The organism is Marinifilum flexuosum (assembly GCF_003610555.1).
GTDB lineage: Bacteria > Bacteroidota > Bacteroidia > Bacteroidales > Marinifilaceae > Marinifilum > Marinifilum flexuosum.
This window is the reverse complement of record NZ_RAPQ01000008.1, coordinates 1,901,338-1,927,984: the sequence shown is the minus strand read 5'-3', so window position 1 is coordinate 1,927,984 and position 26,647 is coordinate 1,901,338. Positions and strand designations below refer to the sequence as shown.

At 36.2% G+C, this 26,647-nt stretch carries 22 protein-coding genes; 15 read left to right on the top strand and 7 right to left on the bottom strand.

Annotation, left to right across the window (positions count from 1 at the left end):
- Positions 1-4: 4 nt before the first annotated feature.
- The 7 genes from BXY64_RS07810 (at position 5) to BXY64_RS07780 (ending at position 7,629) form a co-directional block, all read left to right on the top strand.
- Complete coding sequence (locus tag BXY64_RS07810; protein ID WP_120239327.1) at positions 5-1,027, top strand: hypothetical protein; 1,023 nt, start codon at positions 5-7, stop codon at positions 1,025-1,027.
- Positions 1,028-1,045: 18 nt separating this feature from the next.
- The gene (locus BXY64_RS07805; RefSeq protein ID WP_211334430.1) at positions 1,046-2,038 is read left to right on the top strand and encodes a vWA domain-containing protein; all 993 of its coding nucleotides are present in this window, start codon (positions 1,046-1,048) and stop codon (positions 2,036-2,038) included.
- A gap of 35 nt (positions 2,039-2,073) precedes the next feature.
- Complete coding sequence (locus BXY64_RS07800) at positions 2,074-3,111, top strand: VWA domain-containing protein (protein ID WP_120239326.1); 1,038 nt, start codon at positions 2,074-2,076, stop codon at positions 3,109-3,111.
- 20 nt (positions 3,112-3,131) lie between these two features.
- Complete coding sequence (locus BXY64_RS07795) at positions 3,132-3,917, top strand: tetratricopeptide repeat protein (RefSeq protein WP_120239325.1); 786 nt, start codon at positions 3,132-3,134, stop codon at positions 3,915-3,917.
- A 190-nt stretch (positions 3,918-4,107) separates the two neighbouring features.
- Positions 4,108-5,913 (top strand): BatD family protein, encoded by a 1,806-nt coding sequence (locus BXY64_RS07790; protein ID WP_120239324.1) that lies wholly within the window; start codon positions 4,108-4,110, stop codon positions 5,911-5,913.
- A 15-nt stretch (positions 5,914-5,928) separates the two neighbouring features.
- Positions 5,929-6,678, top strand: a complete 750-nt coding sequence (locus BXY64_RS07785) for a tetratricopeptide repeat protein (RefSeq protein WP_120239323.1) — start codon at positions 5,929-5,931, stop codon at positions 6,676-6,678.
- A 72-nt stretch (positions 6,679-6,750) separates the two neighbouring features.
- Entirely contained in the window at positions 6,751-7,629 is an 879-nt protein-coding gene (locus tag BXY64_RS07780; RefSeq protein ID WP_120239322.1) for an aldose 1-epimerase family protein, read from the top strand.
- A 165-nt stretch (positions 7,630-7,794) separates the two neighbouring features.
- Here BXY64_RS07780 and BXY64_RS07775 read toward each other — a convergent pair whose 3' ends face one another.
- A complete protein-coding gene (locus tag BXY64_RS07775; protein WP_120239321.1) occupies positions 7,795-8,877 on the bottom strand; it encodes an alkene reductase in 1,083 nt (360 codons plus the stop codon).
- 184 nt (positions 8,878-9,061) lie between these two features.
- Between BXY64_RS07775 and BXY64_RS07770 the strand changes: the two genes are divergently transcribed.
- From BXY64_RS07770 to BXY64_RS07745, 6 genes are all read left to right on the top strand, one after another.
- On the top strand, positions 9,062-10,882 hold the full coding sequence (locus BXY64_RS07770) for a peptidase U32 family protein (protein WP_120239320.1): 1,821 nt from the start codon (positions 9,062-9,064) through the stop codon (positions 10,880-10,882).
- A 49-nt stretch (positions 10,883-10,931) separates the two neighbouring features.
- Positions 10,932-11,579 (top strand): AlbA family DNA-binding domain-containing protein, encoded by a 648-nt coding sequence (locus tag BXY64_RS07765; protein WP_120239319.1) that lies wholly within the window; start codon positions 10,932-10,934, stop codon positions 11,577-11,579.
- 606 nt (positions 11,580-12,185) lie between these two features.
- A complete protein-coding gene (locus BXY64_RS07760) occupies positions 12,186-12,845 on the top strand; it encodes a TatD family hydrolase (protein WP_120239318.1) in 660 nt (219 codons plus the stop codon).
- 4 nt (positions 12,846-12,849) lie between these two features.
- Positions 12,850-13,572 carry a tRNA threonylcarbamoyladenosine dehydratase gene (locus BXY64_RS07755; protein ID WP_120239317.1) on the top strand — a complete coding sequence of 241 codons (723 nt, stop codon included), beginning with the start codon at positions 12,850-12,852 and terminating at the stop codon, positions 13,570-13,572.
- 18 nt (positions 13,573-13,590) lie between these two features.
- Positions 13,591-14,097, top strand: coding sequence for a methylated-DNA--[protein]-cysteine S-methyltransferase (locus BXY64_RS07750; RefSeq protein ID WP_120239316.1), 507 nt, complete (start codon positions 13,591-13,593; stop codon positions 14,095-14,097).
- Between the two features lie 187 nt (positions 14,098-14,284).
- Positions 14,285-16,081, top strand: coding sequence for a hypothetical protein (locus BXY64_RS07745; protein ID WP_120239315.1), 1,797 nt, complete (start codon positions 14,285-14,287; stop codon positions 16,079-16,081).
- Between the two features lie 489 nt (positions 16,082-16,570).
- On the opposite strand, the gene BXY64_RS07740 is transcribed toward BXY64_RS07745, so the two are convergent.
- The 3 genes from BXY64_RS07740 to BXY64_RS07725 all read right to left on the bottom strand — a co-directional run bounded on the left by BXY64_RS07740 (position 16,571) and on the right by BXY64_RS07725 (position 21,110).
- Complete coding sequence (locus BXY64_RS07740; protein WP_120239314.1) at positions 16,571-17,905, bottom strand: citrate (Si)-synthase; 1,335 nt, start codon at positions 17,903-17,905, stop codon at positions 16,571-16,573.
- Between the two features lie 68 nt (positions 17,906-17,973).
- Positions 17,974-20,238 (bottom strand): aconitate hydratase, encoded by a 2,265-nt coding sequence (locus tag BXY64_RS07735; protein WP_120239313.1) that lies wholly within the window; start codon positions 20,236-20,238, stop codon positions 17,974-17,976.
- Positions 20,239-20,603: 365 nt separating this feature from the next.
- Positions 20,604-21,110 carry a metallophosphoesterase family protein gene (locus BXY64_RS07725; protein WP_120239311.1) on the bottom strand — a complete coding sequence of 169 codons (507 nt, stop codon included), beginning with the start codon at positions 21,108-21,110 and terminating at the stop codon, positions 20,604-20,606.
- A 154-nt stretch (positions 21,111-21,264) separates the two neighbouring features.
- Here BXY64_RS07725 and BXY64_RS07720 point away from each other — a divergent pair, with 154 nt between their 5' ends.
- Together BXY64_RS07720 and BXY64_RS07715 are read left to right on the top strand one after the other, a co-directional pair.
- Positions 21,265-22,839, top strand: a complete 1,575-nt coding sequence (locus tag BXY64_RS07720) for a peptide chain release factor 3 (protein ID WP_110359196.1) — start codon at positions 21,265-21,267, stop codon at positions 22,837-22,839.
- A gap of 12 nt (positions 22,840-22,851) precedes the next feature.
- Positions 22,852-23,226: a thioesterase family protein gene (locus BXY64_RS07715; RefSeq protein ID WP_120239310.1), complete on the top strand. Its 375-nt coding sequence runs from the start codon at positions 22,852-22,854 to the stop codon at positions 23,224-23,226.
- Between the two features lie 85 nt (positions 23,227-23,311).
- Here the strand turns inward: BXY64_RS07715 and BXY64_RS07710 are convergent, their stop codons facing one another.
- The 3 genes from BXY64_RS07710 to BXY64_RS07700 form a co-directional block, all read right to left on the bottom strand.
- Positions 23,312-24,553, bottom strand: coding sequence for a DUF438 domain-containing protein (locus tag BXY64_RS07710; protein ID WP_120239309.1), 1,242 nt, complete (start codon positions 24,551-24,553; stop codon positions 23,312-23,314).
- 68 nt (positions 24,554-24,621) lie between these two features.
- Positions 24,622-25,629, bottom strand: a complete 1,008-nt coding sequence (locus BXY64_RS07705) for a glycosyltransferase family protein (RefSeq protein WP_120239308.1) — start codon at positions 25,627-25,629, stop codon at positions 24,622-24,624.
- A 49-nt stretch (positions 25,630-25,678) separates the two neighbouring features.
- On the bottom strand, positions 25,679-26,542 hold the full coding sequence (locus BXY64_RS07700; protein WP_120239307.1) for a UDP-2,3-diacylglucosamine diphosphatase: 864 nt from the start codon (positions 26,540-26,542) through the stop codon (positions 25,679-25,681).
- Positions 26,543-26,647 lie beyond the last annotated feature (105 nt).

Sequence of the window (26,647 nt, the reverse complement as noted above, 5' to 3'; positions counted from 1 at the left end):
AACTATGGCAAATCAAATAAAAAAACATATTAACTTCCTGACAAAGGCTTTTGCTTTTACGTTGGTACTTGCTTCAGTATTATTCTCACACAATTCGTTTGCTCAAAACGATGGAGGAATCAATTACGGAGTAAAACTGGATACCAATGTAATTGTAATTGGAGATCAGATTAATTTGCAATTATCGGTGGAGCAACCAAAGGAGCTTAAAATTGGCTTCCCTGTTTTTTCCGATAGCATTGTTAATGGAGTTGAAATTATTGAGCAAACTCCTCAGGATACAACTGCACTTGAAAATGGTGTAATTAAGGTGGACAAGAATTACACCATTACCTCATTCGATGGTGGTGTATACAAGTTAAAACCTTTCGAATTTCAGGTTTATGGCAGCGTGAATCAGATTTTACGTACCGATACTTTGCTATTGGGCGTTAAAACCATGCAAATTGATACTACAAAAGGAAATTTCGACATCGTAATGCCGATTCAAACACCAGTATCATTTGTAGAAGTTGCTCCATGGCTATTGGGAGGATTACTTGTACTTGCATTGATTGTATTCCTAATCTGGTATTTCAGATTCCGTCAGAAAGATGAGCCTTTATTTGCTGTATCGAAACCAATTGAACCAGCTCATGTTATTGCGCTAAAGAAATTGGATGAGATCAAACAGCAGAAATTATGGCAAGGAGGAAAAGTAAAACAGTTCCACTCAGATTTAACGGATACCATTAGAACTTACCTTGATGAAAGATACAACATGTCTACTCAAGAGTCTACTACCGATGAAATTCTTGAGGCAGTAAACTCGGTTGAAGTGAACAACAAATGGCATGTGAATCTTAGAGAGGTTCTTGAACGTGCCGATTTGGCCAAATTCGCGAAATTTCAACCTCTTCCTAACGAAAACGAACAAAGTTTGAAATATGCCTACCAAATTATTGAATCAACCATTTTGGTAGAAAAGGAAGAAGAGAAAAAAGAGGAAGAATCGAAACAAGAAGAAAAATCTGAGGATAAAAAGTAAACATTGAAACAATAGACTATGAGTTCTATAGAATTTGCAAATCCGGAATATTTCTACCTTTTGTTGCTTCTGGCACCAATTATCGTTTGGTACATTCTGAAGGACAAAAATGCACATGCAAGTATTCAGGTTTCAACTGTAAAAAGTTTTAATGCTGCTCCCAAAACCTACAAATACTATTTGCGCCATGCGCTAATTCTGTTTCGTGTTTTGGCAATAGCATTTATCGTTATAGCACTGGCTCGTCCGCAGTCAAGCAACAAATTTCAGGATACCATTACCGAAGGGATCGACATTGTAATGTCTTTGGATATCTCGAGTAGTATGTTGGCTCGCGATTTTGAGCCAGACCGTTTGGAAGCTGCCAAAGATGTAGCAACACAATTTATTACAGGTCGCCCTGAGGACAAAATTGGTTTGGTAATCTTTAGTGGGGAAAGTTTTACGCAATGTCCGCTAACTACCGACCATGCTGTATTGATTAATCTGTTCAAGGATATCCACAGTGGTATGATTGAAGATGGTACCGCCATTGGTTTGGGTTTGGCAAATGCCGTGAACCGATTGAAAGACAGTGAAGCAAAATCGAGGGTGGTAATTCTACTTACCGATGGTGATAACAACCGAGGTGAAATTGCACCTTTAACCGCTGCAGAGCTGGCAAAATCATTTGGCATTCGTGTGTACACCATTGGGATTGGAACCAGAGGAACGGCTCCCTACCCTGTACAAACGGCTTTTGGTATCAGCATGAAAAACTTGCCGGTTAAGTTTGATGAATCTGTACTGAAAGAGATTGCAGAAATGACTGGCGGACAATATTTCCGTGCAACAGACAACAACAAGCTAAAGGCAATTTATGCTGAAATTGACAAGCTTGAGAAAAGTAAAATTGAAGTAAAACAATACAGCACCAAAAGTGAAGAGTTCTTAATCTTTGCGATGCTTGCCGCATTGTTTTTGCTATTGGAGATTGCATTACGCAATTCAATTTTAAGGAATATTCCTTAATTGTAATTATTTGATAAACCGAAAATCATTGATAAATGGATCAGTTTCGTTTCGATCATCCTGAATTTCTATACTTATTCGTACTCATACCAATATTAGTAGTGTTGTACTGGGTAAGCCATGTAATTAAGAAAAAAGCTTTGCAAAAATTTGGTGAGATGAACATCATCTCTCATTTGATGCCTTATGCTTCATTCACCAGACCTGTATATAAATTTTCAATTTTGATTTTGGCTTTAAGCTTTATCATTATTGGTGTAGCAGGTCCACAATTTGGATCAAAGCTTCAGAAGATAAAAAGAAAAGGTGTTGAGGTAATCATTGCATTGGATGTTTCCAACTCGATGATGGCACAAGACATTCAGCCAAACCGTTTGGAACGTGCCAAACGTGCCATTTCGAAAATGGTTGACAAGCTAAACAACGATAAAGTTGGACTGATTGTTTTTGCAGGCGAAGCCTATACTCAATTGCCAATTACAACGGATTATGCTTCGGCAAAACTGTTCTTGTCTTCCATTAGTACCGATATTGTTCCTATACAGGGAACCGCCATTGGTTCTGCCATCGAATTGGCAACAAGAAGTTTTACACCAGATAGCGAAGCCAGCAAAGCCATTATTGTAATTACCGATGGTGAAAACCACGAAGATGATGCAGTACAGGCAGCTAATATGGCTAAGGAAATGGGAATTGCAGTTCATACCATTGCCATGGGATCGCCCGAAGGGGCACCTATTCCTGTAAGAGCTGGTTCCAGTGATTTCAGGCGAGATGACGAAGGCAACATTGTGATTTCTAAACTGGATCAGCAAATGGTGGAGGAAATTGCAACCGCCGGAGGTGGAAAAGCAGTAATTGCCAACAACACAACCACGGGTTTAAACGTTCTATTTAAAGAAATCAATAAAATGGATAAAACAGAATTGGAAGCCAGAGTATATACTGCTTACGATGAAAAGTTTCAGATATTCCTGGCAATCGGTTTGTTGCTTTTATTCATTGAATTCCTTGTTTTGGAACGTAAGAACCGTCATTTAAAAGACATTAATTTATTTAATCCATCGAAGTAGAACGATACAAATCCTCACTTATGAAAAAAATATTATTGATATTCATTAGCTTGATTTGTCTTCTAAGCATGGAGGCAGTAGCCCAAAAGGAAAGAAAGTTTATTCGCTCGGGGAATGAACTTTTCGAGGGAGAAAAATTTGAGAATTCGGAAGTGGAATACCGTAAAGCTTTGGATAAGAAAATCAATTCTTACGAAGCAGGATTCAACCTGGGTGATGCATTGTACAAGCAAAAAAAGTACGAGGAAGCTTTAAAACAGTTCCAAACTTTGGCTGTTAACGAAAAGAATCCTGAAAAGCTTGGTCACTTGTTTCACAATATGGGAAACACACTTTTGGAAAGTAAAAAGATTGATGAAAGTATAGAAGCTTACAAGCAGTCCTTGCGTTACAATCCAAATTCCCAGGAAACCAAATACAACCTGGAATATGCTCGCCAAATGAAAAAGAAACAGGAAGAGGAAGAGGAGCAGAAAAAACAAGATCAGAACAAAGATCAAAATAAGGATCAGAAAGATCAGGATAAAAAAAACCAGGACAAGAAGGATCAAGATAAGAAGGACCAGGATAAGAAAGATCAAGACAAAAAAGATCAGGAAAAAAATAAAGATCAACAAAATAAGGACAAGCAAGACAAAGGAGATAAGGATAAGCAACAGCAGCAACAACCAAAAATCTCGAAAGAAGATGCTAAACGCTTGCTAGAAGCTTTGGAGAACGACGAGAAGAAAGTTCAGGAAAAAGTTCAAAAGGCCAAAGCCAAAGCTATGAAAGCGAAAAAAACCAAAATTAAAAAGGATTGGTAGTTTGCAGTACTTAAATACTTATGAGTGACTTAAGTACTTAAAGTTAAAAGTTGTACCTCCCGTCTTGATACTTGTTACTTTATTTAAACTTGATCAAACTAAAAATACTGATGATTATTAAGTACATTTGTACGAGATTTTTTATCAGGAAAAAACAAAAAGAACACATCTGAAAAACAGAACATTACGGATGAAGAAAATATTTTTCTTACTATTAGCAACATTATTCATTACTTCTGCCTCGTTTGCAGAAGAAGTTAAATTTACAGCAGCAGGACCTCGTGTGGTTGAAGTGGGCGAACAATTTCGATTGGTTTATACGGTAAACGAAAAAGCCAAAGATATTCAGTTGCCTTCCTTATCAGGCTTTAGAGTTTTGATGGGACCTTCTACCTCTCGCAATTCCAGCTCTCAGTACATCAATGGGAAATGGAGTTCGTCAACTACCTATACCTACACATATGTATTACTGGCTGAAAAAGAAGGTAAGTACACAGTAAACCCAGCCAAAATAAAGGTTAAAGGCTATGAGTTCAGCTCCAATTCAGTAAGTATAGAAGTTGTTAAAGCCAATGAAAAACCGCAAAACAATCAAGGAAGTCAGCCTGCACAGGCATCGGCCAATAAAATTACCCAAGCCAATTTGTTTGTAAAGGTTGATGTTGATCAAAAAAGTGTGTACATGGGCGAGCATATTGTTGCTACCATTAAAGTTTACACTCGCTTAAACATTGCAGGATTTGGTGATTCAAAATTTCCTTCGTTCAACGGATTTTTGAGCCAGGAAATTCCAACGCCAGGACAAATTTCTCTGCAAAGAGAAAATGTGAATGGTACCATTTACAATACCGGTGTAATCCGTAAATTGATTCTATTCCCTCAGCATACCGGGAAAATTACCATTGATCCGTTTGAATTGGAATGTATCATTCGTCAACGCAGATCAAGTGGTAACAGAGGATTCTTTGATGATTTCTTCGATAACTATCAAGACATTCGAGTGCCAAGAAAAAGTAAACCTGTTACCATTCGTGTGAAAGAGTTTCCTGCCAACAAACCAGCAAGCTTTAATGGAGCTGTAGGTAGCTTTAGAATGTCAGCAAATGTTGATAAAGACTCTCTTAAAGCAAATGAGGCGATCTCTTTAAAAGTTAAAATCTCGGGGAATGGAAACTTAAAACTGATTAATCCACCGGAATTTGACTTCCCTGCAGATTTTGAGGTTTACGATCCAACTACCAAACAAGATATCAAGAGCACTGCTAAAGGAATGACAGGTTCAACTACCTTTGAATATTTGATCATACCTCGTCATGCCGGTGATTATGAAATTCCACCGGTTGACTTTAGTTTCTTTGATCCAAAAGCTGGTATTTACCGTACCCGATCAACTCCAAAATTCAATATTAAAGTTGGAAAAGGTAGTGGCGATGCAAGCAGTGCGGTCATCAGCTCGTTCTCGAAAGAAGATGTGAAGTTTATTGGCAAAGACATTCGTTTTATCAAAACCAACGATTTTACACCAAGATTGAAAGGTCAGGTATTCTTTGGTACCACCAATTTCTATCTTGCCTACTTGATTCCATTTGTGGTATTTATCCTTGCTTTTGTTTTCAACAGAAAACGAATTAAAGAGAATGCAGACCTTGCTCGTGTTAAAAACAAACGTGCCAACCGCGTTGCCATGAAGCGATTAAAAACAGCTTCGGCAAGTTTAAAAGCGCAGAAAAAAGAAGAATTCTACGATGAAATATTAAAAGCTCTTTGGGGTTATACTTCCGATAAGTTGAACCTACCCTTGGCTGATTTGAACAAGGAAAACATTACAGACATTCTACAAGGAAAAAATGTAGAAGAAGAACTGGTTCAAGACTTCCTGAATATTTTGGATACTTGTGAGTTTGCACGCTACGCTCCTTCTTCAGGATCATCTGAAATGGATGAATTGTACAAGAAAACAATGGAGACAATTACCAAATTAGAAAAGAGCATCTAGTAAAATCGAATAGAAATGAAGAAATTATTATATATCCTTATTGCTTTACTTTTTGTATCTGCTGCTCAGGCGCAAGATACTCCTATTCGTGAAGCAAACGATTTTTACCAAAAAGGAGAATACGAAAAGGCAATTAAATCATACGAGTTTGTATTGGAAACCCATATAGAAGCTGCTGAGATTTACTTTAATCTTGCCAATTCATATTACAAGACAGGACAAATCGCTTCAGCAATCTTAAACTACGAAAGAGCCAAACTTCTTGCTCCTCAAGACAAAGATGTGGAGTACAATTTAAAAATGGCTCAGGCTCATGTTTTAGACAAGCTGGAAGTATTACCAGAATTATTCATTAAACGATGGTTTTCAGGAATCAGAAATGCCTTCTCGGCAGATTTATGGTCCTACCTTTCCATCGGATTGTTCTTTTTGTGTTTGCTGTTTGCATGTTTCTACTTGTACAGCAACAAGGTTGGTTTAAAAAAGTTAGGTTTCTTTTTCGCAGGAATCAGTTTAGTACTAAGCATTGTTAGTTATTCTTTTGCATCAACCAGAACCGATGAAATTACAAAGCGAGAATCAGCAATTATTTTTAGCCCAAGTGTTACCATTAAAGGTTCGCCAGATGTAAGCGGTACCGAGCTGTTTCTTTTACACGAAGGAACCAAAGTAAAAGTAATCGATCAATTGGGAGATTGGAGAAACATACAGTTGAGCGATGGAAACGAAGGTTGGCTGAAGAAAGAAAACATTGAAATGATTTAAAAATTTCTTTCAATTTATAATATATGCTGCTAGTTTTACTAGCAGCTTTTTTTATGTATCAAAAAGAAGAAAATGAGATATACAATACAAAATGATCAACTAAAAGTAAGCGTTCTTGAAAAAGGTGCTGAATTATGCAGCATACAATCCATTGAAAATGGAACTGAATACATTTGGCAAGCCAATCCTGATATTTGGGGAAGCCACGCTCCCAACTTATTTCCTATTATCGGATGCCTAAAAGAAAATGCATTTATTCATGAAGGAAAAGAATATGCCATGCCCAAACATGGTTTTATTCGCAACAATACAGATGTAAAATTATTTGAACAAAGCCAAGACCACCTGACTTTCATTCTATCTTCGAATGAGCATACACGAAAAGTTTATCCTTTTGAATTTGAGTTCAAGATTCACTTCATTCTTGAATCAAACAAATTGAATGTCGTTCATGAGATTACCAATACCGGAAATAATGAAATGTTGTTCAATCTGGGTGGCCATCCAGCCTTTAATTGTCAATTAAAAGATGGTGAAGAGTACAACGATTATTATTTGGAGTTTGAGCAAAACGAGACTTTAAACACTTGGAATTTGGCCGACGGTGGTTTAATTGGATCTGAAGGCAAACAAGTATTAAACAATTCAAACACAATTAATCTTCATCCGGAGATTTTTGCCAACGATGCCTTAATCCTGAAAAACTTAAAATCTTCAGCAGTAAGCTTAAAGTGCAAAAAATCCAATTTTGAATTGAAAGTGCGCTTTGATGATTTTCCATATTTGGGACTTTGGGCAAAGCCACATGCTCCATATGTATGTATAGAGCCTTGGATTGGAATTGCTGATGGTGCTAATACCAATCGAGAGTTTTCAAGCAAAGAGTTGTTGCAGCAATTAGAACCGGGAAAGAAGTTCACAGCAGAATATTCTATCGGGATAAATGAGTAATACCGATTATTAATTCGTATAAGCCATTAGTGCGCTTCACTTCTAATGCCTAACAAATTATATATCGGCATTATACCTAAAATATTCGAGAGCTTAAAATAGCTCTCTATTTTTTATAAATGGTATAAAATAAAGCGGCAATTCTAATGGAATTGCCACTTTTAATTATTTCATAGCTGGATAATCAGTATACCCCACTTCATTTCCGCCATAAAAAGTATCCTGATTTGGAAAATTTAATTCTGCATCCAATTCAAATCTCTTTTCCAGATCTGGATTTGCCAAATATTGAACTCCAAAAGAAACCAATTCAGCAATATTCCTCTCGATAGCCTTATTGCCACTGTCTTTTGTAAATCCACCATTTACCATTCTAACGCCATGATACAATTTGCCAAATTCAGAAGCTACATCCTGAACCAAATTTGGATGTTCATCAATTGGCATCAATGGCTCAATCAGGTGCAAATATGCCAGCTTGTAAGCATTCAATTTCTCAATTACGTATGCAAACAAGCCAATCGGATCAGAATCACCCATATCATTAAATAAACCACTTGGCGATAGCCTAACTCCTACTCGATTACCTGGCCAAACCTCACAAACAGCATCCATTACTTCAAATAAAAAACGAGCGCGATTTTCTACACTTCCACCATATTCATCATCTCTATGGTTGGTTTTATCAGTCAGAAACTGATCAATTAAATAGCCATTGGCGGCATGAATTTCAATTCCATCAAAACCAGCCTCTTTAGCGTTCTTTGCTGCAAGCTTATAATCTGTAACAATCGATTTGATTTCCTCCAGTTCAAGAGCTCTTGGCGTTTCAAAATCTTTTAACCCTTCATAGGTAAAAGCTTGTCCTGCCGCTTTTATGGCCGATGGAGCTACTGGCAATTGTCCCATGTGAAAATCCGAATGAGAAATCCGCCCCACATGCCACAACTGAATAAACACTTTTCCTTCTTTTTCGTGAATAGCATTAGTAACCAATTTCCACCCTTCCACTTGTTCTTTGGAGTGTATTCCAGGTGTTGCTGGATATCCAATTCCTTGAGGCGAAATCTGGCTTGCTTCCGTAATGATTAGGCCTGCCCCAGATCGTTGGCGGTAATACTCAGCCATCAATTCTGTTGGAACATTACCCTCTCCTGCCCTATTTCTGGTCATTGGAGCCATAACCATTCTATTTTTTAGCTGTAAATCTCCTATAGAGAAATTGCTTAGCAATGTATTTTTAGTCATATTCTTTTACTATTTTTATTTATACAAGATATAAATAAGAACAAGAACCAAAAAATTAGCTTCATTAAAAAATCTTAAAATGAATTGATAATAAAGATTTTTTTTAACCAATTTAAAATATGATTGAAGATTGCTAAGCGCTTTCAACATTGCTTGGTATCTTTGTTTGAAATTAGCAATAAGCATGAAGAAAATTGAACTATTGGCTCCTGCTAAAAATCTGGAAACAGGTATAGCAGCCATAAATTATGGAGCCGACGCCGTATATATTGGAGCACCCAAGTTTGGAGCACGCTCTGCTGCAGGAAATACTTTGGAAGATATTGGTAAACTAATACAATATGCTCATAAATACTGGGCTAAAGTATTTATTACCATGAATACCATATTATACGATCATGAATTAAACGAAGCTGAAAAGCTAATTCATAAATTGTATGAAATGGGTGCTGATGCTTTAATTGTTCAGGATATGGGAATACTGGAAATGGATTTGCCTCCTATCGAATTGCATGCCAGTACCCAAACGCATAACTACGATTTAGAAAGAATTCAATTTTTAGAGAAAGTGGGATTCAAAAGAATTATTCTTGCAAGAGAATTGTCCCTCGAAGAGATTAAAAATATCAGAAAGCATACAACAGTAGAACTGGAATATTTTGTTCATGGCGCCTTATGTGTCTCACTAAGTGGACAATGCTATTTCTCTCATGCCATTGGCGGACGTTCAGCAAATCGTGGAGAATGCAGCCAGGCTTGTCGTATGAAGTACGATTTGGTTGATGATGAAGGAAAGGTAATCGCCAAAGATAAACACCTTCTATCTCTAAAGGATTTGAATTTGTCCGATCATTTACGTGAAATTATAGATGCCGGAGTTTGTTCTTTGAAGATTGAAGGAAGGTTAAAGGATAGTTCCTATCTTAAAAATATAACAAGTTACTACCGTCAATCTTTGGATAAAATTTTCAATAAGAAAAGAGAATACGAGAAAGCTTCATCGGGAACAATAAAGCCTGGTTTTAAACCAGATCCTGATGTTACCTTTAATCGTGGGTATACATCTTACTTTTTTACAGGCAGAATTCCTGAAATTGCCAATTTCCATACGCCAAAATCAATGGGTAAAGAAATTGGGAAAATTCGGGAAGTGAAAAAGGATCACATTGTTGTTGATAGTAAATTTAAACTGCACAATGGCGATGGACTTTGTTTCTTTAACAAGAATAAGCTTCTAAAAGGATTTCAGGTAAATGGCGTTCAAGGCAACAAGATTTTCCCCAATGACATGAGCATGCTTCAAAGAGGAGTTAGCTTGTTTCGTAACAACGATCATGAGTTTGCGAAGCTTCTGAAAAAGGACAATTCCATTAGAAAAATTGGAGTTGAGTTCTACTTGGATATTTTCGATGACTGTGTAAATCTTACTGCCATAGATGAAGATGAAATCTCAGCCAACATTCAAATTCAGGAAGTGTTTGAAAGTGCGAAAAATGAGGAGTTGGCTTTGAGTAACATCAAAAAGCAACTTCAAAAAAGTGGTGATTCCATCTTTCAAATCAACAATATCGAAATCAACTTTGATAAGGTTCCTTTTATCCAGGCCAAGAAATTAAATGATCTGCGAAGACAGTGCCTGGAGCAATTGACAGAAATTAGAATAGAAGCTGCAAAACAAGAAGAAAACCGACCATTGATTGCTCATCCACAATATCCTGCAAAAGAATTGAGCTATATGGGAAATGTGGTGAATTGCAAGGCCGAGGAGTTCTATCATAAATGCGGTGTAGAAAAAATCGAAAAGGGATTCGAGCTACAAAAAAATCATGCAGGTAAAACCATCATGACAACAAAACATTGTTTGCGTCATGAATTTGGAATGTGCCAAAAGATAACGAAGACTGAAAAAAAGAAAAATCAGGCATTGTTTTTGGTAGATAATAAAAATCGCTACAAGTTGGAATTCAACTGTCAGCGTTGCGAAATGAAGATTATTTTCGGATAATCTTCGAATTGAAATAACTGATATTACGAACCGTTAAAGTTTTTTGATTATGGTTCACTATATAGAAAAACTAATTCGTGAAGGTGAACACCAACAGCAAGATTTCAAATTTTGCATAACCGATTCACGAAAAATTGCCAAATCATTATCGGCTTTTGCCAATACCGATGGTGGCAGACTGCTTATTGGTGTTAAAGACAATGGGAAAATTGCTGGAACCATTGTTGATGAAGAATTTCATATGATACAAGCAGCAGCAGAAATGTATTCCAAACCTAAAATCGAATTCGAAAGTAAGGTTTGGACCATACATGGTAAAAATGTACTTGAAATTACAATAGAACCATCAGATGATATGCCCCATTCTGCACAAAATGAAAATGGAAAATGGTTGGCATACGTACGAAAAGATGATGAAAATAAGCTAGCAAACAGAATACTTCTGGAAGTTTGGAAACGAAAATCCAAACCTACCGGAACTTACCTGGAATATACCGAAACTGAAAGTTTACTGCTTGATCACCTAAAAATTAATGAAAGCATTAGTTTGAATAAATTCTGCAGACTGGCAAAAATAAGCAGATATAAAGCAGAACGAATTCTTGTAAAATTAATCTGTTGGGAAGTATTGGAACCCAATTTTGAAGAAAAAGGCACCAGCTATAAATTAAAACAGGTGGAAAGCAGTTCTTTATAGAAAAACCATAAAAACTTTCATGATGGAATACGAATCACCAACAGAAATGAAAGTTTTCGTGTCCCGATAGCTATAGGGAGTGTTATTTTGTGAATGTGGAATTAAAACGATGCATCAGTGAATCATTGTATTGTCCATTAATTTTCACCACTTTTCTACCTTTCCACTATTCAAAACTTTTAGAAAAAAAGCATAAAAAAACCGCATTAATTAATGGGATTTTAAACTCCTGTACGACAGGATTTGAGTGCCTGCTTGGTCAAGTTTCCCCTGTGCCGAAGCAACCCGAAGGTTGGGGCCTGCTTTTGCAAGCATGTTGCTTTCTCGGTATGTGATAACTGTTGAGTTTAACAATCGCTAATTAATGCGGAATGCGTTTATCTTGTATGTAAAGAACGTTCTGTTTCTACTTGCAAAGTAAGCAAGAATCTACCATTAAACAAGGGTTTCAGTGATTTTTTCATACATTTTTGACGAATCGCAAGCAGAAGTAATTGCAACATTCAAATAATTAAATGCTTATTTAAAATTTTTATTTACCACATTTTCTCTTCCCTTTGGCTTACCATGCAATATTCTTATTTTTGCGTTTATTAAATCATCAATATGACATCAATTCCTTACATAGATATTCATACTCATCAAGCGGATTCTGATCCAGAAATACTTTCTATTGTGAATAGGAGTATCAGTGAAAACAAAAATGAATTGGATAGGAATCAAGCCTATTCAATTGGAATTCATCCTTGGGACATTGAGAAATTAGAGATCGATTCCATAGATAATCATTTAAAAGATTTTTCTGCTGATAAAAGTAGTATTGCCATTGGTGAAATTGGCCTTGATAAATTGATTGGTACTAATTTCTCGATTCAAGAGAAGTTTTTTACTGCCCAAGTTCAACTGGCCAAATTAACACAAAAACCTGTAATCATTCACTGCGTTAAATCTCAGGAAGAACTGCTTAGGATTAAACAAGAAAACGACACTGGCACTGCATGGGTTTTTCATGGCTATAACAAAAGCTTACAATTGGCAAAAGATTTATTAAAGTTTGGATTTTTCCTTTCATTTGGAGAAAACTTGTTAAGAAACGAAAAACTTCAAACCGTTTTTCGTGATATCCCTTTGGATAAAATATTTCTTGAAACTGATGATAAACAAATTGATATTAGAAAAATTTATCAAAAAGCAGCAGAAATTAAAGGAATTGAGATTGACGTTTTAAAAGAACAAATTCTATTAAATTACCTAAAGTGTTTTTAAAAATATGAGTGAAGAGTGGTTGAGCAGAACGAATCTGCTATTGGGAAGTGAAAAACTAGAAAAGTTAAAGAATTCACATGTTCTTGTAGTTGGATTAGGCGGAGTTGGAGCATATGCAGCAGAGCAGATTTGTCGTGCAGGAGTAGGAAAAATGACAATTGTTGATGGAGATACCATTGACACATCTAATATTAACAGACAATTACCAGCAACAAGCTCAAATGTGAACAAAGACAAAGCAGAGGTAATGGGAGCTCGTCTTTTAGATATCAATCCTAATTTGGACTTAAGGATTCTTAATGAATATCTTAAAGATGAAAGAATGATTGAAGTATTAAAGGAAGAGGAATACGATTATGTAGTTGATGCCATTGATACACTGGCTCCAAAAATTTTCTTGATCTACCATAGTCTGCAATACAATTTAAAAATTGTAAGTGCAATGGGTGCTGGCGGTAAAACAGATCCAAGTAAGATTCAAATTGCCGACATTTCCAAATCCTACAATTGCAAATTGGCACGCATGCTAAGAAAACGCCTTCATAAACTAGGCGTATATAAAGGAGTACAAGTAGTGTTCTCTCCTGAAGATGTCTCCAAAGATGCAGTAATTCTGGATGAAAGTAGAAACAAAAAATCAAATGTAGGAACTATCTCTTATATGCCTCCATTGTTTGGTTGTTTTATTTCATCAGTAGTAATTAAAGGTTTATTGGCTGAATCTTAAATTCATAGATTAAAGCATATGCTCTATTTCGATATCATCAACACTCCAATAGGAGACCTGTTACTTTTGGCAAGCGATAAAGGTTTGAAAAAGATTCTTTTTGAAGATCAATTCAAAGCTTTCGAAATTTCAAGCACTTGGGAACAAAGTACGGAGAAACTTTCACAGGCAAAAGAACAACTCCTTGCCTATTTCAATAGTAATCTAGTCCAATTTGAATTACAATTGGATCCAGATGGAACGGTTTTTCAAAAACAAATTTGGAAACAATTGGAAGAAATTCCTTTTGGCGAAATAAGATCGTACCAGGACATAGCCAATGCCATTGAAAAACCTAATGCATGCAGAGCAATTGGAATGGCCAACTCAAAAAACCCGATTCCAATAATCATTCCATGCCACCGAGTAATTGGTAAAAATGGAAAACTGACTGGCTATGCCGGAGGACTTGATATTAAAGCCAAACTATTACAAATAGAAGGTATCGATTTGGGCAATGATTCACAACAATTCGAATTATTTTAAGGCTTAATTTATTTTTTGAAAAACACTACAATGCTCTTTATTCAACTTTCACCAAGCTAAACTTTAATATAAAACACTTTCTATTGAATTATCTTTGATTTGATGGCTATTTCATCTAACTTGCCACACGATAAAAAAGTCGATGCATGACATTGGTAAAGTATCATTAAATCAATAAAAACAATTCATGAGTAAAATTTTAGGACATAGTTTCCACATTCCTGTTATGGGTACAGGATTTACTGTGGATACTCCTGTAAAAGTGGCTCATTTGGGAATTTCTTCGGTAGTATCAATCGTAGATGATGTTCTTGTAGAGAAAATGCGAGAAATGTACTGCAAGAAGTTAAGCCTTCCATTTAAGCCTATTACAGAAAAGACCAAAGATTTTCGTGCAGAAAGAATTACATCTTATCTAAATTTATTAGATAATTTGGTGAAGGAGAAGTTTGAAAATCTTAAAGAATCCATTCAGGATAAAGGAAAAGAGATTGAGGAATACTTAGATTTACTTCCTGATTTTTCAGAAGTAAAGAAAGAGTTCAAAGAAAAATTTGCTGATAATCCTTATGTGAAAGAAGCAAAAGAATGGTTAAGCAATAACCTTCCTCTTGGGTCGATTGATGTAAATATCATGACCAAATTAGACAAGGGAAACCAATATGAAGGTGAAGATTTACCTGTAGAATTCAATGATGCCCATGCAGCTCTTCGTGGATTTGCGATGAGTAACCTGGAGAGCTCCATGGTCCTTTCTGCTGGAATGAACCCACGTTTGTATGGCTACCTTGAGCAGTTCGATGATTTCTATCCAGATACAAATGGATATATCAAGAAAAAAATAGTTCTGAAAGTGAGCGATTACCGATCGGCTCTAATTCAAGGACGCTTTCTTGCCAAAAAGGGAATTTGGATCTCGGAATATCGAATTGAATCAGGCTTGAACTGTGGTGGGCACGCATTTGCCACCGATGGTTTTTTAATGGGCCCTATCCTTCAAGAGTTCAAAGAAAAGAGAGATGAATTAAGAGACAGTCTTAATCCTGTTCTTTTTGGCACTTTGAAGGAAAAAGGAAAAACTATTCCATCTAAACCACTAAGCATTAAAGTTACCGCTCAAGGAGGTGTTGGAACTGCAGAAGAGCATGAATTCTTAATGCAACAGTATAATTTAGATTCTATTGGTTGGGGATCACCATTCCTAATGGTTCCTGAAGCTTGTGATGTTGATGAAAAAACACTGTCATTGCTTGAAAAAGCCGATGAAGAAGATCTTTCTTTAAGTCACGCTTCTCCTCTTGGTGTAAGATTTAATAATTTGAATAGCAACACCAGAGATGCCGATGTTTGGGACAGATTGAAACAAAATAAACCAGGAAGTCCTTGTACCAAGCGATACATGATCGCAAATACAGAGTTTACCAAGGAACCAATTTGTACCGCTTCTCGTCAATATCAGAAATTAAAGTTAGCTCACTTAAGAGAGCAAAACTTACCAAAAGAAGAACTTGAGAAAGAGATAAATCTTTTACTTCAAAAGACATGTTTGTGTAAAGGGTTATCCACTGCTTCGTATCTGGTAAATGAAATTGATACAAAGAAAGACGGTGATGGAGTTTCAATTTGTCCAGGACCTAATCTTGCGTATTTTACGAAAAAGGTGAAGCTAAAAGAGATGATCGATCACATTTACAACCGTACAAATTTGATCGAAAGAAAAGACAGACCTCACATGTTTATCAAAGAATTGAATTTGTATTACGACTACTTAAAAGAACAAGTGTCAGAAGTCAAGAATCCAATTCCTAAACAAGTTAAATCTCTTGAAGGATTTAAGAAAAACCTTTTAAGTGGTGTAGATTACTATAAAGGTCTTTCTCAGAAATTTTCAGAGAAGTACAATGACATGAAAATTCAAGTTTCGAAAGATTTGGAAAAACTCGAAGGAGAAATTAAGAGTATTCTGATAAAAACAGAATCATAAGTCATACAAAAGCCAATCTTTACAAGTTATAAAAGATTGGCTTTTTTCTTACCTACAACACACCCTAATTAAACATTATCTTTATTTATGTCTCTGATGACGTAAAATACCCATTGTATTTTGAGTATATAATCCCTGCAGTTTGGGTAAATTCAATCTATTTTCCTGTCCCAAAAGAAACCATATTTGTAATGTGAAAGGGAAATCACAATGTTTAACCATACAGGCATTGTGAGTGAGTAGAGGTAGTTTAATTTTCAACTGCGAATATACTTCAAATCCTACATTGTTTAGGTAAAGGGTTAGAGTTTAGTAGGATTTGAAGTATTTCCCACTTATTAAATTGTATTTATTGGAACTTTTCCATATTGTTAGTTTTTGCTTCAAAACTGTAAAAAAGTTATCACCAGACTTTTTTACAGTTTTTTTATACAAAAAAAGCTGAAATCAATAAATTGAAATCAGCTTTCTATCTTGTTTTATAATCATTTAACTTTGCTGTGTTTCTGCCACTTCCTTTTTAATACCAGCTATTTTCTCCAACATATCAGTTGTTATCGATTTTGGTCTTTCCAAAGGATAACCTAAAGCTCTGTCCCAAATAATATTGGCACAAATACCAATAGCTCTACCAATACCAAATAAAACTGTGTAGAAATCATATTCGGTAACACCATAATGCCACTGAATTACACCCGACTGAGCATCCACATTTGGCCATGGATTTTTCGCCTTACCATGTTCTTTCAAAATTGGAGGCACCACATTGTAAAGTAAGTCAGCATATTTGAAAATTGGATCATCAGGCAAGTTCTTTAAGCTAAATTCACGTTGCAACATGTAACGAGGATCGGTTTTACGCAATACAGCGTGACCGAAACCTGGAATTACCTGACCCGAATTAAGTGTATCCCAAACAAATTGTTTCATCTCATCCTCGGTAGGCACTTTATTGCCCATCTTATCCATCACATCCTGTAGCCATCTTAAAACTTCCTGATTAGCCAAGCCATGAAGTGGTCCTGCCAAGCCATTAATCATTGCTGATATCGACAAGTAAATATCAGACAAAGAACTTGCTACAAGATGACCTGTATGTGCACTCACATTACCACTTTCGTGATCACTATGAATAATAAAATGTAATCTTGATACATCATCGTAAGGTTTATCAATTCCCATCATATGTGCGAAGTTTCCACCCATATCCAGGTTAGGATTCGATTGGATTCTTGGTCCTTGTCGATATAATTTATTGTAGATATAAGAAGCAATTTCAGGAAGTTTAGCCAATAGGTTAAGCGCATCTTCATATGTTGCTTCCCAGTAATCTTTCTTATTTAAACCTGCATGATACTGTCTGTTAAACACCGATTCACGATTCAATGTTAGAATTGCAGTTGAGAAAATGGCCATTGGATGGCTGCAACATGGGAAAGAATCAATTACCTCATAAACATAGCGAGGAACAATTCTTCTCTTGCTAAATTCATCAACTACTTGCATTACCTCTTCCTGATTTGGGAAATCGCCGGTTAGTAACAGATAAAACAAACCTTCCACATAAGGCATTGTTCCACCTTTAGGTTTTGGTAAGTTTTCAATTACTTCTCCCAGTGTATATCCTCTGTAACGGATACCTTCCTCAGGATCCAGGTAAGAAATATCAGTAACCAGTGATTTCAATCCCCTCATTCCTCCAATCACCTGAGATACGGTTACATTATCTACAACCACATCTCCATATTCCTTTAACAGGCGTTTTGTTCTTGGTCTGTGTTCTTCAATCTTCACAGACAAAGTTTGTTTTAATGTTTTCTTCATATGGTCTATACTTTAGAGTTGGAATCAAGTGGGGTAATTGATTCCAGGATTATTCATTGTTTTTTGTTTTACTTGTTCTGTTTTCTGATTAAGTTCAGTGCACTTCCTGCTTTAAACCACTCAATTTGCACATTATTGTATGAGTGATTTGCTACAATACTGTCACTTGTTCCATCTTCATGTGTTACAACAAGTGTTAATGGTGTTCCAGGAGTAAAATCAGTTAAACCGATAATATCAATTTGATCTTTTTCCTGAATTTTATCGTAATCCGCTTTATCAGCAAATGTAAGTGCCAGAACTCCTTGTTTTTTCAAATTGGTTTCATGAATCCGAGCAAACGAACGCACAATAACGGCTTTAACACCCAAATGACGCGGCTCCATTGCAGCATGTTCTCTTGATGATCCTTCACCATAGTTTTCATCCCCAACTACGATTGAACCTACTCCTTGTGCTTTTAACGCTCGAGCTGTAGCAGGAACTTCATCATAAGAACCACTAACCGGATTAAAAATGGAATTGGTCTCTTCGTTAAAGTAATTAACAGCTCCAATCAGCATATTGTTCGAAATGTTATCCAAATGCCCGCGGAATCTTAACCACGGTCCTGCCATAGAAATGTGGTCTGTTGTACATTTTCCTTTGGCCTTGATCAACAGGCTTAATCCTTTGTAATCTGAACCATCCCATTCTCCAAAAGGAGCTAACAATTGCAAACGCTCCGAATCTTCTTTCACATCCACAACCACTTCCGAACCATTTGCCTGAGGAGCCAGATAACCTGAATCCTTCATGTCAAATCCATTTGGTGGAAATTCTAGTCCTGTTGGTTCATCAAGCTTCACCTCTACTCCATCTTCATTAACAAGAGTATCAGTCATTGGATTGAAACACAAATCTCCTGCAATAGCCATAGCCGTAACCAATTCTGGCGAAGCTACAAAACCATGTGTATTTGGATTCCCATCATTACGCTTGGCAAAATTTCTATTGAAAGAAGTAATGATTGAGTTCTTTCTTGTCGGATCATCGGTATGGCGTTTCCATTGCCCAATACAAGGTCCACATGCATTGGCCATAATCACACCTCCAATATCTTCAAATTCTTTCAGGATTCCGTCTCGCTCTGTAGTATATCGCACCAGTTCCGAACCAGGAGTTACCACAAATTCAGCCTTTACTTTCAGATTCTTATCTTTAGCCTGCTTCGCAAGTGATGCAGCTCTCGATAAATCTTCATATGATGAGTTCGTACAAGATCCGATCAAACCAACCTCTAAAGTTTGAGGATAATCATTCTCCTTAACTGCTTTGGCAAAAGATGACAAATCGTGAGCCAAATCAGGAGTAAACGGACCATTAATATATGGCTCTATCTCCGAAAGATTTATCTCGATTAGTTGATCGTAGTATTTTTCAGGATTTTGGTACACTTCTTCATCAGAACGCAAGTGCTCCATTACTACATCCGCCAAATCTGCAACTTGTTCACGACCTGTGTGACGCAAATAGTTGCTCATATTCTGATCGTAACCAAAAATGGAAGTCGTAGCACCAATCTCAGCACCCATGTTACAAATAGTACCTTTACCTGTACATGACATGGCATCGGCACCCTCTCCAAAATACTCTACAATTGCACCAGTACCACCTTTTACGGTAAGAATACCAGCTACTTTTAATATTACATCTTTAGGAGAAACCCATCCGCTTAATTTACCTGTAAGTTTTACTCCAATTAATTTTGGCATTTTTAATTCCCAAGGCATTCCTGCCATTACATCTACAGCATCAGCTCCGCCAACACCAATGGCTACCATACCCAAACCACCTGCATTTACAGTGTGAGAATCGGTACCAATCATCATACCTCCGGGGAATGCATAGTTTTCCAAAACTACCTGGTGAATAATACCAGCTCCCGGTTTCCAAAAGCCAATACCATATTTATTAGATACAGATTCCAAAAAGTTATATACCTCATTGTTTTGATCCTTAGCGTCAGCCAAATCTTTTTCAGCTCCTATTGATGCCTGAATCAAATGATCACAATGTACTGTAGATGGTACCGCTACTTTAGGCTTACCTGCATTCATAAACTGAAGTAAAGCCATTTGAGCTGTAGCATCCTGCATTGCAACTCTATCCGGAGCAAAATTTACGTAATCTACTCCTCTTTCAAATTTTTCACCTTTTTCTTCAACAGATAAATGTGAATACAATATTTTTTCACTTAAGGTTAGTGGTTTGCCAAGAACATTTCTGGCTTTATTCACCCTTTCGGGCATCTTCTCATAAACAGATTTTATCAATTCAAAATCAAATAGCATGTCTAGTGAATTTTTGATTAATTTTTAATTCAAATTTTGGTCTTTCAGCATTTAGCAATCGAAAATCTTAGAATGCAAATCAATCTTATCGGATTTCCCGATCTTTTTATGCGTATTTTTAACACATATCTGCAAATGCTGATATTTCTAAATCTCAATATTTTAGCCTCACTCAATACTCATAAACAAGTGTTAAGTAAGATCAAATTTAGATATCTAAATATAACAAAAACTTGGTATTTTAAAAAGATGAAGGTGAATTTCTTGTTTAAGAAAACTCAAAATTTACACCTTTGGCATAATTTTAGTATACCAAAAAAAATTCCCCCTAATAAATTTGATTTCAGGTTTGAATTTAAATTCCTTTAAAGAGATCTACCCTTTGTTCCGAATTCGACCACCTGAAGGTCTTTAATCTCTTTACCATCGATTATAAATTTCACTAAAGTTTGAACCTTGTGAAATCCCTGTAATCCTGCAGCTCCAGGATTAATGTGTAACAAGTTCAACTCCTTGTCGAATACCACTTTTAAAATGTGGGAATGTCCTGAAATAAAAAGTTGTGGCGGATTGTTAAAAATTTCCGGCTTCACATTTACATCATACCTTTTTGGATATCCTCCAATATGAGTCATCCAAACATCCACATTCTCGCATGTAAATCGATTATGCTTTGAATATTGCGAACGAACTTCCTGACCATCAATATTGCCATGAACTGCAACGAGAGGTGCGATTTGATCAAGAGCTTCTGCCGTTTCAATATTTCCAATATCTCCAGCATGCCAAATTTCATCACAATCACTCAAATGCTTTAATGCAACAGAATCAAGATACCCATGCGTATCGGAAAGTAACCCAATTTGCTTCATTTTAGTGTGTTTTGAATTTTGGAAGCGTGAAGATAAGAAAAAGATTCAATTTTTAACCAGTAATTAAAGTTTTAAACCAAATATATCGCATAAGTTGTCGGTATTAATTACTACTTTTGCATGCTAAATTTTGAAAGTAAATACAATTCTATAAATGGGTTTCAAAGAAGAAATTAAAAGACGCCGTACGTTCGGAATTATTTCACACCCGGATGCCGGTAAAACTACACTAACCGAAAAATTACTTCTTTTTGGTGGTGCAATTCACGTTGCAGGTGCTGTAAAATCAAACAAGATTAAGAAAACTGCAACTTCTGACTTCATGGAAATTGAACGTCAGAGAGGTATTTCGGTTGCAACATCGGTAATGGGATTTGAGTACAAAGGACATAAAATCAATATCCTTGATACTCCAGGTCACCAGGATTTTGCAGAAGATACCTACCGTACCTTAACTGCCTGCGATAGTGTAATTATTGTAATTGACGTTGCCAAAGGGGTTGAGGCACAAACCAGAAAGCTAATGAAGGTTTGTAGAATGCGTAAAACACCTGTAATCGTATTCATTAACAAAATGGACCGCTTGGGTAAGGATGCTTTTGATTTGCTTGATGAAATTGAAAAAGAATTGCAATTGAGTGTAAATCCTTTGAGTTGGCCAATTAATATGGGCCCTGACTTTAAAGGTGTTTACAATATCTATCACAAAAATTTAAGTTTGTTTACTCCTGCTACTCAAACTGTAGAAGAGAGTATCGAATTTGATGATATCTCCAACCCGAAATTGGAAGAATACATTGGAGAAGATGCAGAAGTGCTTCGCGAGGAATTGGATTTGGTATCGGGAGTTTATCCTGAATTTGATGTTCAGGAGTATTTGGATGCTAAGATTGCTCCGGTGTTCTTTGGATCAGCTTTGAACAATTTCGGTGTGCGCGAATTATTGGATGTATTCATTAAAGTAGCTCCTTCTCCACTGCCATGTCAGACGGTTGAAAGAGTTATTGAACCTGAAGAAGAAAAGTTCTCTGGATTTGTGTTTAAGATTCATGCGAATATGGATCCAAACCACCGAGACAGAATTGCCTTTGTAAAGATTGTATCGGGAACCTTTAAAAGAAACAAACCATATCTGCATGTAAGAAATGGCAAAAAATTGAAGTTCTCGAGTCCAACCGCATTTATGGCCGAGAAAAAATCAATTGTCGAGGAAGCTTTCCCTGGCGATATTATCGGTTTGCACGATACAGGAAACTTTAAAATTGGAGATACTCTTACCGAAGGAGAAAAAATCAACTTTAAAGGAATTCCAAGTTTCTCTCCTGAGTTGTTTAAATACATCGAAAATGCCGATCCGATGAAATCGAAACAATTGGCAAAAGGGATTGACCAGTTAATGGATGAAGGGGTTGCTCAGTTGTTTGTTTCTCAGTTCAACGGAAGAAAAGTAATTGGAACCGTTGGCGCGCTACAGTTCGAAGTAATCGAGTACCGTTTGCTACACGAATACAGTGCATCCTGTCGTTGGGAACCAATCATGCTTCACAAAGCTTGTTGGATTAAGACCGAGGATGAAGAACAATTAAAAGAATTCAAGAAGGCAAAATATCAGTACATGGCTAAAGACAAGCATGGTAGAGATGTTTTCCTTGCAGATTCAGGATACATGCTTCAAATGGCACAATCAAATTATCCGAATCTTGAATTCCATTTTACATCAGAATTTTAAATCAGACAGAATATGGCTTTAAAAGAAGGATTAACTGCCACACAAGAAATGATTGTTGGCGAACAAAATACAGCAAAATATCACGGATCAGGTAAATTGGATGTTTATGCAACTCCTGCAATGGTTGCTTTTATGGAAGGAACTGCAGTAGCTTGTATCGATGCTAATCTTGAAGAAGGAATGGATTCGGTTGGAATTCAAATTGACACCAAACACATCAAAGCCAGCAAGCTTGGTGCTAAAATTACTTGCACCGCAAAATTGGTAAAAGTGGATGGTAAAAAATTAAGTTTCGAAATTGAAGCAGCTGACGAAGATGGACAAATTGGTTCTGCTTTCCACGTTCGCTATATTATCGATCCTGTAAAATTCATGAGCAGATTGTAAAATCACTTGATATTCAAAATACCAATAAGCCCTGAAAGGAAAATTCTTTCAGGGCTTATTGTTTGAATAAATATCTGTTTTCGATTTACTCCATCAGCCTCTTCTCTCCTTCCAAATTCTTAAGGTCTGTTAAATCCTGACTCACTTCGATACAACCTTTGTAGTTACCTTCATCATCGCGCAAAGCAAAATATTGAATTAAAATAAACCTGCCTTGCATCTGAATCCAGAAGGGTTCGCTATCCTTTGCTCCCGATTTAAAAGCTTTCAACAGCTCATCTACAATATGAACACTTTCAGGTGGATGACAGTTCTGAACTGTTCTGCCAATAATGGCCTTGGAACGGGTAAAGAACCGATCTTTAGGATTAGAAAAGAATCTTACTCTATCATTTTCATCAATCATAGTAATGTCAACAGGTAGATGATTCAGAAGCATCATTGCCTGGTCCAAAGTCATTAAGCCAGTATCGAAATTTAGTATGGTGTTTCCCAATTGCTTTGCATCGAGCTCTTTTCCCTCGAATGAAAATGACTTGGATTTTTTACTTTTTCGATCAGAAGTAAATACCGGGGGATCGATAAAGCTAAAGCCTACTTCCAAACTCTGTTGGTTCATCTCATCCCATAAATCAGATGATACGGCATTCAATGCAACAGGGAATAGCAAATACTCTTCCCTGAAAATGATGGTATACTTTAAAAAGAACAGGTCTCCAATCAGTTTATTAATCAATTTCAGATCCGATTGTTCGGTGGCAAGGGCTTGCAATAATTCCTTCCTAAGGCGTCTGATATCATCATGAATGGACCACATCACCCCCAAACATTTGTACTCCGGGTACTGGTTCTCGAAATAAGGAAAGAAGATGTTCTCTTTTCGTGAATAATGCTTTTCAAATTCTGCAAACCCTTCTATTCTTGAATGGATTTCTCTTAAATCTTTCTTTAAATCATCTTCAGTTTCAGCTTTATTAAACGATTTCACCAAAGGTTTTATTTCCCCCAATCGTTTTTCCAACTCTCTATTTTCCTGCATCAAGATTCCCAGGAAATGATTCGAATCCACTTCAGGTTTTTCATGAGAAATAATAGCATTGTGAAAGACATTCAATGATTTATTGATCCCAATTTTTAAATCGTCCATGGCTAAATCTTCCTCAACCAACTTATGAACCACCTGAATGATATCGTTAGGACACAAATGATCTATTGCCTCCTGATGAGCTTCAATTAATTCCTTGCCGTTTTTCCCTTTAATCAGATCCAGACAAAACTGGAATAATGAATCAATGCGAGCAGCATTGTTATTAATAAATTCTGACATATGTAATGTTTTACAGTTTATCAGATTAAAATACAACAAATGCCATTCGCTTACAAACCAAAGCTATTCTACATTAAATTATCCTGTAGTGCATAATGATTCATAAGGTATTTAATTACCGATTTGGCATTGTCGGGATAGTTTAGCTTTGTAATTAAACCTTCTTCCCTGATCCACTCTCTTATTTTAGCAGGGCCGTCATCTTCCAAATCTGTAATAACAGGAATTCCCAACTCTTTTAATGCATGCGCATTACAGACTTGTTCAAATTGATTTTTCATGGGAATTACTGCAAGTTTTTTTCCCAGGAACAAACTTTCGGCAGGTGTTTCAAAACCTGCACCACATAATACTCCGGCACAATCTTTCAGACTTCGAATAAAAGCTTCACCATTCACCGGGTTGATGTCTACATTATCTGAACGATACTTTAACTTGCTATGCTTTGAGTAAACCACCCATTGAACATTTGGAAAATGAGATAAAACCGAAATCAGTTTCTCATCAGAGTATGCAGGTAAATAAACAAGATAGTAGTCATCACTTTTAGGCTCCAATAACCTGATCTCTCTTCTGATTACCGGGGTGAACATGTTATGCCCATATTCTTTAAAATGGAAACTTACATTGTGATTGCATGGCGCATAATTTTTCAAAACCTGGTAACCCAAAAACTCAATTTTCTCAGGCATTGGAGTACGAGAGTTCAACATGGCACTCTGATGACTCAAACCCAAACAAAAAACCTTTTTCAGTTTACAGGCCCAGGAAGTTACAGGTTCAAAATCACTTATTACCAAATCGTATTCTTCAACAGGCAATGATTTTATGTCTTTTAAAAATCGATAAACATTAAACTTTCGAATGGTTTTCCAAATATCGATCCCACCATTCTTACCAAAGAAAAAGCCTAAACCTTGTTTCTTAAATTTAATTGAGTGATTAAATTCTAAATCGTGGTGCAAACCTGAAATTAAAATATCAACCTCAGCTTCTTTTTTTAAATAAGGAATCAGTTCAATGGCTCTACTCAAATGGCCATTACCTGTTCCTTGAATTCCATATAATATTTTCATTAATTGTTCTTAAGCAAATCTTGTTCAGAAAAAATGATGATAAAAACCATCACGATGCAGCATTTTTTTCTCCAGAGGTAAATTCTACCAGTAGTTCTTTAAATATCTTATTGCTATCATCCAATTGATAACTTTCCAGATCGAGTTCCATAACTTTTGCATTCTGATCTTTATTGTATTCATAAATGCTCCATTCTCCTTTATGATACTCCAATGCACTTAAACTTTCAATCCAATCTCCGGAATTTAAATATATGGTAGAACCATTTTTGGATGTAATCTCTTTATATTCCGGATGGTGAATGTGACCACAAACAACGTAATCGTAGCCTTTGTTAATAGCAATTTCAGCAGCTGTTTGTTCAAAACTATTGATGTATTTTACCGCAGATTTCACGCTGTTTTTTATTTTTCTTGATAAAGAAACTTTCTCTCGTCCCATTAACATAGCAAAATAATTCACCACGGAATTGATCATGATTAACAGATCATACCCAATTGAACCAAGCTTTGTAAGCCATTTTGCATACTGCATGGTAACATCAAATACATCGCCATGAAACACCCATGCTTTCTTGCCATTTAGATTTAAAATCAGCTTGTTCACAATTTGCAACTTGCCCAGTGTAAATCCCTCAAATTTCCTCAACAACTCATCGTGATTTCCAGTTACGTAATACACTGGTACACCCTTTGACAATAGGGATGTGATGTGTTTGATTATACGCATATGTGACTTGGGCCAGTATCTCTTTTTAAATTGCCAGATATCTACAATATCACCATTCAATATTAATTTTTTAGGTTGGATGGAATTTAGATATTTTAGCAGCTCATCTGCTCTACACCCTATAGTTCCCAAGTGTATATCAGATAAAACTACCACTTCTACCTTTCGCTTATTTTTCGCCATATATTCAACTACTTGATTATAGGCAAATGTAAATCACTATTGTTAAGTTAATTGACGAAAAACATTACAAAATGGTAAAGAATAAAGTATTATGAGTTAAGAAAA